Origin of the sequence: Streptococcus mitis SK564 (assembly GCF_000148525.1) — a bacterium.
Classification (GTDB): Bacteria; Bacillota; Bacilli; order Lactobacillales; family Streptococcaceae; genus Streptococcus; species Streptococcus mitis_H.
Genome location: NZ_AEDU01000005.1, coordinates 1 through 10,194, shown reverse-complemented (window position 1 = coordinate 10,194; position 10,194 = coordinate 1). Strand labels below are relative to the sequence as shown.

Genomic DNA, 10,194 nt, shown 5'->3' with positions numbered 1-10,194 from the left:
ATTTGGACTATTAAATAAATTTTTATAATGACCAAAACTAGAGTGTGCATCAAGAAATGCAAATGATAACATGCTATCTGTAAAGTTATTGCTCAGGTCATTAAACGAATAACTTGACTTTGATAACGATGTAAATTTACGAGTATTCTCTGCAAAAGCTCCTGTTTGTTGAAGCTCTTCGTTTGTCCCTAATATATGGTCTGGTATCTCAGAAATTGCTTTATTTTTATTTTCATCGCTATTAACATAACGATTCCAAATATCCATAGCTTTAAAACCTGATTCAATATTTGCTTCTGTAATTTGATTAATAGGTTTAACACCTAATAATTTTCTAAAAGCATTCAACTTTGATGAAAATACGATATTTAATGCCTTATAATCTTCCTTAGATAAGATTAATTTTCCATCAGTTATAGTATAGCTTCTATTAAAAATCTCATCACCAACTAGTTTTCTAACTAAATTTTGTGATTTTTCATCTTTGTATAACTGATACATTTGATTAAGCAAATTTAAACTAGCATATGTTTGTGCTTCTTGATATTTATTATTTTGAACTAGTTCCGCAAACTTTTTCATATGCGTGGAAAGTGTAGAAGTCTGTTCTTTAAAGTAAAGTTTTCCTGTTTCATCATTTATTTCTGATAATAGAGTCATTGCATATTTTTCTTCTAAAGATAATTTACTATCATCAGTATCAACAGAATTTTCAGCTAGGTCGACTTCATGTTTAAGGGAATCTGCTTTTGTTTGGATGGATTCAACTTTATTTTGGTCTGCGTCCATCATTTCTTTAGCTAGTTTCAAGGCGTCATTTTTGACATTCACATTGTTTGTAGCTTGTTTGATGGCTTCTGCGCGGTTGCTATCTGCTTTCTTAGCGGTTTCGACAGCTTTTGTTGCGCTTGAAATATTCGCATTTGCTTGTTCAATATCTTTTTCTGCTTGGGCAAGTGAGGCTTTTGCTTCACCAAGTCCTGAACCATTTAGCGCGTCTTCAGCTGATTTTACATTCGCTTCTTTAGCGGTTACTATTTTATCCGCTTCAGCTTTCTTACTTGTTGCGCTGGCAACGTTAGCTGTTTCAGTTGCTACAGTCTCAGTTTGTGCTTTAATCGCTTCAGTAGACGCTTCAGTTGCTTTTTGATTAGCTTCTTGAGCTTTTACATTGGCATCTTGTTTAGCTTTTGTAGCTGTGATATTTTCTTCTGTAGCATTGGCTTTAACAGCTTCCGCAGACTTCAAGTCCTCTTTAGCGCTTGTCAAAGCAGTTTCAGTAGTTGTAACAGCTTGATTAGCAGAAGTAGCTTCAGCTTTTGCTGTTTCACTTTCAGCTTCAACTTGCTTAACAGTAGACGCTTGAGCATCAAGAGCAGGCTTGACATCAGAAGATTTCTTCACTTCTGGTTTTGCATCAGCTACAGCTTTTGAAACAAGAGCTGGTTCGTTTACAGCAGTTGCATCAACTGCTGTTGTAGTAGTTGCTTCTTGAGCAAATGCAGGCACACCAACAGACGCAAGCGCAATAGCTGTTGAAGTTGTGAGGGTTTTCAGTTTCTTCATCATTTTCTCCTTTAATGACTGATAGAATAGGATTGAGTGGTAAGTCAATCCTTGTTATACTAGTATAACAAGCTTACTTTATTTTCCATTCTTTCCCTTATCATACCATAATAGATATTTAAATTTTTCGGCATTTAAACTATAGTTTCAATGTTATTTAAAAAATCCAAAAATAGCATAGAATTCTAATATTTTGTAACTATAGTTTTCTTTTCTCTATTTTTTCTCTAAATTTTTGTATAATAGTTTTAGAAGTATGTAAGGAGATTATTTATGGAAAATCTATACCCATTTGGAGCTACATTTAAGTATCTGCGCGAAGCACGAGGACTCAGCCTAAAGGAAGCCGCCTCAGATATCGTATCACCACAGTTCCTAAGTCAATTTGAAAAAGGAGACAAAGGAATTTCACTTGAAAACTTTGCCAAACTGTTAATTGTTATCGGAGTGGAATGGAATGATTTTGTTCTAGCCTATGCAAATAAAGGTGGAGACTGCTTAGAATTACCTGCTATTGAATTTGGCAAGCATGTGGTCCATGAAGAAGATATTCTCACTTACATTGAAGAATACGAAAAATTATTTGATGTCTATCTAAAAGACAATTCACTTCAAGCAGAGATGATTTTTAAATCAATCAAATTAAGACATTATCCAACCATATCAAAGAGTCCAGAAACTGTTGCCAGAATTCAAAACATTATCAATCATTTAATGAAATCGGATGTCTTTAATAGTATCGAACTTGAAATTTATCGCGTCATCGTCAATCATTCTCCTATGGAACTTATTGACCATATGAGCAAACAATTACTACTTATGTACAAAGAAAGTGCTAATACTGACACCTACATCCGTATTTTAAATGCTCTCACTTTCTCCGTAAAATATTTCTCTGAACTGGGTTACTATCAAAAGGCTGATGATATTATTAAAAAAATTAAATCACTTCAGACCTTCGAACGAGGCTACCTGGCTATTCCCCTCATGTTCCTAGAAGTTGAACATGTTTACAATCAATTTAGATGGAATAAACCTGAGGCTATTCCCTTAGCAAAAAATTTATTTAATTATCTTCAAAGCGCAAAATTTATTGATCAGCAATACTACTCTAATTTTATCAACGCCTTCACTTATCATTGCCATGCATTAAATAAGACTGGAATTGATTTATTCTAATCATCAAGAAAGTTGCTCCATTTTAGGAACAACTTTTTTATTTATAATTAAAAGTTTCCCCTGCCAACTTATCAGCTAGCTTGGGAAAGAGACTATAAAACTTATGGGCTAGGTTCAATAAAACAGGAAGATTGAGGTCTCGTTTATTTTTTCCTATAATCTTGACAATCTTTCTAGCCACTGCATCTGGTTCTAGCAGGAAGCGGTCAACCGACTTGAGATAGGTTCCATCTGGATCGGCCTGGTCAAAAAATCCTGTTCGGATTGGTCCTGGATTGACCGTTGTCACATAGACTCCATAGGGCATAAGTTCGAGGCGCAGAGCATTTGAAAAACCAATGGCCGCAAACTTGGTCGCTGAGTAGAGACTGGACTTGCCAGTAGCTATTAGACCTGCCATACTGACGATATTGATGATATGGCCTTTTCGACTTTCCTTCATTCGAGCCGCAAGGCGACGAGATAGATTCATCAGAGCAAAAGTATTGACCTCGAACATCTGGTGAATATCTTGGTCAGAAATCTGGTCAAATTCCTCAAAAATCCCGTAACCAGCGTTGTTTATTAAAACATCAATCTTGCCATAGCGGAGATAGAGGTCAGTTACCAGAGTTTCTAAGGCTGAATCATCGGTAATATCGATTTCAATCAATTCTGCACAGGGATGATTTCTGTAGATTTGGACTAATTTTTCCTTATTTCGACCAAGCAAGATGAGTTGGTCATTTTGCAAGAGTTTGACCATTTCTTGGGCTAGACCACCGCTAGCTCCGGTAATGAGAATAGTAGACATACTTATCCTTTCTCAACCTTTTAGATTTCCACTTCTTCCAAGTCTTTGACCACATGGACATTTTCAAAGACACTAGCAGCGTCTTTTTTGAGCTTGCTGATATCTTTTGAGAGGAAACGGGCACTGATATGGTTGAGCAAGAGGCGTTTGGCTCCTGCTTCTACCGCTACTTGTGCTGCTTGCATGTTAGTAGAGTGGCCATGGTTACGAGCAATTTTTTCATCACCCTTGCCATAAGTCGATTCATGGACAAGGACATCGGCATTGACAGCCAGACGCACACTGGCATCCGTTTTTCGAGTGTCTCCTAAAATAGTGATAATTTTACCTGGACGTGGAGCTGAGATATAGTCTGCTGCCTTGATTTCAGTTCCGTCTTCCAAAACAACATCCTGGCCGTTCTTGATTTTCCCAAAAAGTGGGCCAAATGGGACACCAGCTGCCTTGAGTTTTTCAGCATCTAGCGTTCCTTCTAGGTCCTTTTGCATGACACGATAACCAACACAGAAAATAGTGTGGTCCAGCTCCTCTGCATACACAGTGAATTTATCGGTTTCAAAGATTTTTCCTAGAGAATCTTGGTCAAACTCATGAAAATGAATGCGGTAAGGCAGGCGCGAACCCGACACACGAAGACTGGTTAAGACAAATGACTTAATCCCTTGCGGTCCATAGATTTCCAAATCTGTCTGCTCTTCATTGGCCTGAAAGGCACGACTAGAAAGGAAACCTGGTAAGCCAAAAATGTGGTCTCCATGCAGGTGGGTGATAAAGATTTTGCTGACCTTACGCGGTCGAATCGTGGTTTCCAGAATACGATTTTGCGTTCCTTCTCCACAGTCAAAGAGCCAGACTTCATTAATCTCGTCCAAAAGTTTCAGGGCGAGACTGGAGACATTGCGGGCTTTAGAGGGCTGACCAGCCCCCGTTCCTAAAAATTGAATATCCATTCGATACTTTCTAATTAATCAATATATAACATGGCTGTGCGGTTTTCCGATCGGAAATAGCGTTTGCCAGAAAAAGAAGCAGCTTCTTGTAATAACTCCTCTTGGCTGTAACCTTTAAGACGCTTGCGACCATCAGCCAAGCTTTCTAAATCTGTCAAAGCTGTGAGACTCTCCATGCTAACAACTTCCTCATCTCCAACAGCCTTCATGTAAATCTTGCCAGACTCCTCAAAGACTAATTGATGGGGGAAAATTTGCGCAATTTCAAAGAGCAAGTCATCCGAGATTTCCTCTGCATTTTCAGAGAAAATTCGACCAAGACCCTCACTCTCATAGCAAAAACCAAAGGATTTACCAGACAGATTAAGCCGAATAAAAGGCTTGTTTTCTAGGGTGAAACTAGGTTCAGCATTGAAGAGGTTTAATTCCTGACTGAGTTCCGAAAAATAATCCGTCGCAACCTCAGGACTCTTTTTCTGGTAGAGTTCTGCAAAGTAAGCATTGACCACGCTAGGCGGAGGAGTGATCAGTGCCAACTGCTCTTGCTCTGTTTTACCAGCTAGAAGTTGATCCAGATAGACCTTGTCTAGACTTGTATAGCCCCCATATTTTAGAGCTAAGGTTTTAATATCAGTCATAAAATTCTTCTAACCTCCATTTGTTTTTCTCAGAAATGTAGCCTGTAATCACTTCGCCGTCTTCCTGATAATCACGTTCTTCCAGAATCGCAACACTTTCTAAATCATGAATCTTGTAGGACTTTGAAAAAGGCACGCGCAGGGTAAAAGATTCAAAAATATCCTTGATTTTCTCTAAAAATAGTGCCTGCAAATTCTCACGACTATCCTCAGACTTGGCAGAAATGAGGGCATAAGGCGTTTGGGTAGGCGTGAAATCCTTCACCAAATCCGCTTTATTATAAAGGGTAAGGCGAGGAATATCTTCCATATCCAAGTCTTTAATGATGGACAGAACTGTTTTTTCATGCTCCTCATGGTAAGGATTGCTGGCATCGATAACATGAACTAGAAGATCCACATGCTTGCTTTCTTCCAAGGTCGACTTGAAACTGGACACCAACTCTGTCGGCAAATCTTGGATAAAGCCAACGGTATCTGTCAAAGTTACTTGGAGATTGCCTCCCAGATGGATACTCTTAGTCGTCGCGTCCAGAGTCGCAAAGAGCTCGTCTGCTTCATACTGAGTCTTGCTGGTCAAAGTGTTCATAATGGTTGACTTCCCAGCATTGGTATAACCAATCAGACCAATCTTAAAGGTGCTAGACTCCAGACGTTTTTCTCTGACTGTCGCCCGATTTTTCTCAACCACCTTGAGCTGGCGCTCGATATCCGTGATTTGATTGCGAACGCTACGACGGTTCAGCTCCAGCTGGCTTTCACCAGGTCCACGGGAACCAATTCCCCCTGCCTGACGACTGAGCATAATTCCCTGACCAACCAAGCGAGGCAAGAGATATTTGAGCTGGGCTAGGTGAACTTGGAGCTTCCCTTCATGGCTTCGAGCTCGCATGGCAAAGATATCCAAAATCAACTGCATACGGTCAATGACCTTGACACCCAGAACTTCCTCTAGATTAACATTTTGCCGTGGAGTCAAGCGGTTATTAACGATGACAGTGGTAATTTCTTCTGCATCCACCATGAGCGCAATTTCTTCTAACTTACCAGAGCCGACGAAGGTCTTGGAATCATATTTTTCACGTTTTTGTCTGTAGCTATCTACAACGACTGCCCCAGCTGTCTTAGCTAGACTGGTCAATTCTTCCATGGAGAGGTCAAAATTGTCCATGCCCTGCAATTCCACACCTATGAGCAGGACCCGCTCCTCTTTTTTCTCCGTTTCAATCATCTAAAAACTCCTCTATCTGGCTTAAAATGCGATCTTTTACACCAGACTCTCCAATCTGATAAAAGGTGACCTGCATGCGATTACGGAACCAGGTCAACTGACGCTTGGCAAAACGACGGGTCGCCTGTTTGAGACTCTCACTAGCTTCTTCCAAGGCCTGCTCTCCACGGAAATAAGGAAAGAGTTCCTTGTAGCCAATTCCTTTAGCAGCCTGCACATCTGGATAATGGTCAAAGATCCACTTGGCCTCATCCAAAAGCCCAGCCTCAAACATCAAATCCACACGGCGATTGATACGTTCATATAACTGACTACGTTCATCATCCAAGCAGATAATCAGCGGTTCATATAGGCTCTCTTGATTTTCCAAATCCTGACCAAAATGGGCAATTTCCAAGGCACGCATAGCACGACGACGATTAAACTGGGGAATTTCAAGACCTGCTTGCGCCACAAGATGAGCTAATTCCTCATCTGTATAGGGCTCCAAGCTAGCTCGATAGTCCAAAATCTCCTCATGGGGAGTCTCTCCACCCAGGTGATAACCTTCTAGCAAGCTCTGGATATAAAGTCCAGTCCCACCAGCAATAATGGCTAGCTTGCCACGGCTGTGAATATCCTCAATAGCCATCTTAGCTTCTGAAACAAAATCAAAAGCCGAGTAAGACTCGGTTACCTCTCTAACATCGATTAAATGATGGGGAACAGTTGCCTGCTCTTCTGAACTAGCCTTGGCCGTCCCAATATCAAGTCCTCGATAGACTTGCTGACTATCTCCACTAACCACTTCGCCATTAAAACGTTCGGCCACTTCAATAGCAAGAGCCGTCTTTCCAACTGCAGTCGGTCCAACAATCACAATTATTTTTGTTTTCATCTTTTTTCCTTGAAAAATTCCCATTTTTTCGTTACTATTATTATAACACAAAAAGGTCAGTCAGAAAAATGTGACCTCTTGAAGAGGCTGACTGATTAAGAAGATAAAGGAGGAAGACTCATGGCTAAAGGATTCGCTAAAGGTCTTGTAACAGGTGTCGCAGGAACTGTCGCTGCAGTCGCAGGTGCAGTATACGCATTTAAAAAGAAAGTGATTGAACCAGAAGAGCAAAAAGCAGCTTTCATCGAAGAAAACCGTAAAAAAGCAGCTCGCCGTCGCGTATCACGTTAAGCAACAAAAGAAGTTGGGATTCATTGTCTCAACTTCTTTTTTCTATTCTTTTATACTCAAAGAGCAACTAGGAAGCTAGTCGCAGGTTGCTCAAAGCACTGCTTTGAGGTTGTGGATAGAACTGATGAAGTCAGCTCAATACATGGTTTTGAGGTTGTTGATGAAGCGACGCTGACGTGGTTTGAAGAGATTTTCGAAGAGTATTAAATAGCTAGGTCAAACTTCAACTGTGGCTTAACAGGGTCATAATCCACCAACTCAAAATCTTCTGCTTTGATATCAAAGAAATTGGTCCCATCTGGAACATTCAAGACCAAACGTGGTTGGCAGTTTGACGGCTCCCGACGAAGCAATTCCTCTGCTTGTTCAAATTGATTGTCATAGATATGGAGGTTGTTGATGAAGTAGAAGAACTTCCCAACCTTCCAGCCAAAATGCTTGGCAATCATCATTTGGAGAGCCACGTACTGCATAGCATTGATGTGGTGGGCCACTAACATGTCATTCGAACGCTGAGTCAAGGTTGCATCCAGATAGATTTCTCCATCTACACGGCGGACATCAAACATGGTCTGGAAGGCACATGGGAGTAGCCCATCTGTTTCTTCGAAAGCTTGGTAATCCCAGAGCGAAATGATATTGCGACGGTTCCAAGGGTTGGCTTCCAACTGCTTGAGAAGCTTATTGATGATATCGTGTTTCTTAACAACGGCACCATAGCGCTCACCAATGGTTCCAGTATCACCCACTTCCCAGTCATTCCAGTAGTGAACATTGTACTTGTCATTGAGCACTTCTAAGCTATTTGACTGGTCTTGGTAGATCCAGAGAACTTCTTTGATAGCTGATTTGATGGCAATAGGACGCAAGGTTGTGATGGGGAATTCCCCTTTTGCCAAGTCATACTCTGCAAAGGCACCCGTTACGTACTTAGAGTTAGCAACTGTCCCATCCTTATACTTAGGACGTGCTTGCTCTGAAAAGACACCATCTTTGAGGATTCGTTCAATATTCTCTTTAAAAATCGTATCTGCTTTTGTCATTCTCTCACCTCATTTATTGTCCTAACTAGTATAGCATAAAAAAAGAAAGGAGGAAAATCACTCGCTTCTGGAAAGCAATTTTCTCCTTTTTTATTTTACTGCAATACAAGTGATGCTGCTCCGATAACCCCAGCGTCGTTTCCTAGAGTTGCAAGAGCCAATTTTGTGGATGTACGTACTTGTGGGAAAGTATTTTCATCGTAGACTTTTTGAACACCTTGTAGAAGGAATTCTCCTGCAGCTGACACACCGCCACCGATAACGATTGTTGATGGGTTTAGGATTGAACCGATATTAGCACAAGCGATTCCCAAGTAACGTGAGAAGTTACGGTAAACAATCAAAGCAAGGTCGTCTCCTTCTTTTGCAAGGTCAAAGACAGTCTTAGCAGTTACTTCTTCTCCGTTATCAATCAAGCGTTTCAAAGCTGCATCGCCTTCGTATTCATCCGCATAACGACGAGTCAAGTTAACAATCCCTGTTGCTGAAGCAACTGTCTCAAGGCAACCTTTCTTACCGCAAGTACATGCGATTGGTTGGTCAAAGTCAACAGTGATGTGACCAAGCTCACCTGCTGCACCAGCAACACCGTGAAGCAATTTGCCTTCTGCAACGATACCCCCACCAACACCAGTACCGAGTGTCATAAAGACAACGTCTGGTTGGTTATCACCAGCACCCATCCAACGTTCACCAAGAGCTGCTACGTTGGCATCATTATCGATGAAAAATGGAATGCCCAAAGCTTTTTCAATCTTTTCTTTGATTGGTTGAAGGGTTTTCCAGTTGAGGTTGTAGGCACCAATAACTGTTCCTTTTTCACGGTCAACCACACCTGGTGATCCCATTCCAATTCCTTGGAAGTCCGCTGCTACCAATCCAAGCAAGTCCAAACGGTGTTGAATAGACTCAATCATATCATCTACGATATGACTTCCCTCATCCAAAATGTTGGTCTTGATAGACCATTTTTCTTGGATTTCTCCTGCTGTTGTTAAGATTGCAAATTTGATAGAAGTTCCACCAAGGTCAATCCCAATAATCTTTTGACTCATCATATTCTCCTTTTTTATTATGAATTAATTGAAAATGCTTACAGTACTAGTATAACAAAATTCACTCATTTATGCAAAGGTTTGCGTGAATGAATTATAAGGAATTTTTCGCCTACCAGTATCTGTTAGTCATCTAAATGATTAATTGCATAATTAGCTTCTTCCTCTGTAAAGCCATCTATAGAAGAGGTCAATTGGTTGATGAGACGAGACTTAGACATATTAAATAATTTTCTATAGTTTTTAGCATTAAATAAGGCATTATATTTATAATCGGCTTCTAAATGATCAACCGCATATTGAGCTGCATCATTTGAAAATTTATCAAAATCAGAAGTTAATTGTCTATACATACGTTTTTTTGACATGTGGAATAACGAATTATAACTTTTTGCCTTTCCTAAAGCAGCAGAATATTCACTATTGCTATCATTACTAGAAGAAGCTGTACTTGCTTGACCTTCCTTCCAAACTCCGTCAGCGCCAACATAATAACGTCCACCATCAACCCATTCATTGACAGCCATTTTACCATTCGATTTTAAATAGTAATTTCCTTGCCATGTACTAT

At 40.3% G+C, this 10,194-nt stretch carries 10 protein-coding genes and 1 pseudogene; 2 read left to right on the top strand and 9 right to left on the bottom strand.

The genetic code is table 11. The features are described 5' to 3' along the window. Nucleotides 1–1,566, bottom strand: a pseudogene (locus tag SMSK564_RS0101945) (hypothetical protein); the annotation flags it as partial. Nucleotides 1,567–1,839: 273 nt separating this feature from the next. Here SMSK564_RS0101945 and SMSK564_RS03670 point away from each other — a divergent pair. Next, nucleotides 1,840–2,745, top strand: a complete 906-nt coding sequence (locus SMSK564_RS03670) for a helix-turn-helix domain-containing protein (protein WP_000429573.1) — start codon at nucleotides 1,840–1,842, stop codon at nucleotides 2,743–2,745. 37 nt (nucleotides 2,746–2,782) lie between these two features. Here SMSK564_RS03670 and SMSK564_RS03665 read toward each other — a convergent pair whose 3' ends face one another. The 5 genes from SMSK564_RS03665 to miaA are packed head-to-tail and all read right to left on the bottom strand — an operon-like array spanning nucleotide 2,783 to nucleotide 7,234. Continuing rightward, entirely contained in the window at nucleotides 2,783–3,538 is a 756-nt protein-coding gene (locus tag SMSK564_RS03665) for an SDR family NAD(P)-dependent oxidoreductase (RefSeq protein ID WP_000104115.1), read from the bottom strand. 20 nt (nucleotides 3,539–3,558) lie between these two features. Then, nucleotides 3,559–4,488 carry a ribonuclease Z gene (gene rnz / locus SMSK564_RS03660; protein WP_000354329.1) on the bottom strand — a complete coding sequence of 310 codons (930 nt, stop codon included), beginning with the start codon at nucleotides 4,486–4,488 and terminating at the stop codon, nucleotides 3,559–3,561. A gap of 14 nt (nucleotides 4,489–4,502) precedes the next feature. Continuing rightward, entirely contained in the window at nucleotides 4,503–5,126 is a 624-nt protein-coding gene (locus SMSK564_RS03655) for a hypothetical protein (RefSeq protein ID WP_000129704.1), read from the bottom strand. Next, nucleotides 5,119–6,357: a GTPase HflX gene (gene hflX, locus SMSK564_RS03650; protein ID WP_000573184.1), complete on the bottom strand. Its 1,239-nt coding sequence runs from the start codon at nucleotides 6,355–6,357 to the stop codon at nucleotides 5,119–5,121. Before hflX ends, SMSK564_RS03655 begins: the two co-directional genes overlap by 8 nt. After that, nucleotides 6,350–7,234 (bottom strand): tRNA (adenosine(37)-N6)-dimethylallyltransferase MiaA, encoded by an 885-nt coding sequence (miaA, locus tag SMSK564_RS03645; protein ID WP_000850156.1) that lies wholly within the window; start codon nucleotides 7,232–7,234, stop codon nucleotides 6,350–6,352. Before miaA ends, hflX begins: the two co-directional genes overlap by 8 nt. 120 nt (nucleotides 7,235–7,354) lie before the next feature. Between miaA and SMSK564_RS03640 the strand changes: the two genes are divergently transcribed. Continuing rightward, the gene (locus tag SMSK564_RS03640) at nucleotides 7,355–7,525 is read left to right on the top strand and encodes a DUF3042 family protein (RefSeq protein ID WP_001051780.1); all 171 of its coding nucleotides are present in this window, start codon (nucleotides 7,355–7,357) and stop codon (nucleotides 7,523–7,525) included. Nucleotides 7,526–7,728: 203 nt separating this feature from the next. Here the strand turns inward: SMSK564_RS03640 and SMSK564_RS03635 are convergent, their stop codons facing one another. The 3 genes from SMSK564_RS03635 to SMSK564_RS03625 form a co-directional block, all read right to left on the bottom strand. Continuing rightward, nucleotides 7,729–8,568, bottom strand: a complete 840-nt coding sequence (locus tag SMSK564_RS03635; RefSeq protein ID WP_000158616.1) for a thymidylate synthase — start codon at nucleotides 8,566–8,568, stop codon at nucleotides 7,729–7,731. Between the two features lie 95 nt (nucleotides 8,569–8,663). Beyond that, the gene (locus SMSK564_RS03630) at nucleotides 8,664–9,623 is read right to left on the bottom strand and encodes an ROK family glucokinase (protein WP_000078564.1); all 960 of its coding nucleotides are present in this window, start codon (nucleotides 9,621–9,623) and stop codon (nucleotides 8,664–8,666) included. Between the two features lie 125 nt (nucleotides 9,624–9,748). Beyond that, on the bottom strand, nucleotides 9,749–10,194 hold a 446-nt coding region (locus SMSK564_RS03625; protein ID WP_000314725.1), incomplete at its 5' end, for an Ltp family lipoprotein.